This window comes from Carboxylicivirga longa, from assembly GCF_050589825.1.
GTDB classification, from domain to species: Bacteria; Bacteroidota; Bacteroidia; order Bacteroidales; family Marinilabiliaceae; genus Carboxylicivirga; species Carboxylicivirga longa.
On sequence record NZ_JBNGOZ010000081.1, the window covers coordinates 1 to 574 of the forward strand.

Below are 574 nucleotides of genomic sequence, written 5' to 3' on the forward strand. Positions count from 1 at the left end.
CGCCATGCGGCAGGCCGTTGGGCGCAACGATGTCGAACGTGACGCTTCGATTTGACAAAACAAAAACGGGACGCAAATCGGTAAAGACGGAAAAAGTGGTTTAAAACAAGTAATTTATAAAACCAAGGCGCGCATTCCCGGACTATCAAACAAAGCGTAGCGGGACTTGCAAACCAAACGGACTCGGCGGACTAATCCCGGCCGGCATTTTTCAGCCAAGCAGCCGGACTTCCGATTTGCAGCGGGACTTTGGAGCAGCTCTATTCGGACTCAGTTTCCCGCGTGGTTTAAGTGCAGCCGGACTTCAGAATAACACATACGGACAAAGGCGCGCAAAAACCTATAAATCAATACTTATCAGAGGGGAAAAAGCTGAATAATACAAAGATTTTCAGCCCGTTTTTGAAGTGCATCTTGGAAGAAATTATAAACCGCAGCGCCCAACAAACCGCCATAACGCATAAGGCGATTACTGCGGTTCCGAAGGTTCACCACTGCGTTCAGCTCCGCCAAATCGTTGATTTGGCTAAACACAAGGAAAAAGATAAAACCAAATACAACGCTTTGGCTTCCC

General features: G+C 47.7%; 1 protein-coding gene. It reads right to left on the minus strand.

What is annotated here, in order from left to right:
• Positions 1 to 357 precede the first annotated feature (357 nt).
• On the minus strand, positions 358 to 574 hold a 217-nt coding region (locus tag ACRD7A_RS19125; protein ID WP_430812988.1), incomplete at its 5' end, for a hypothetical protein.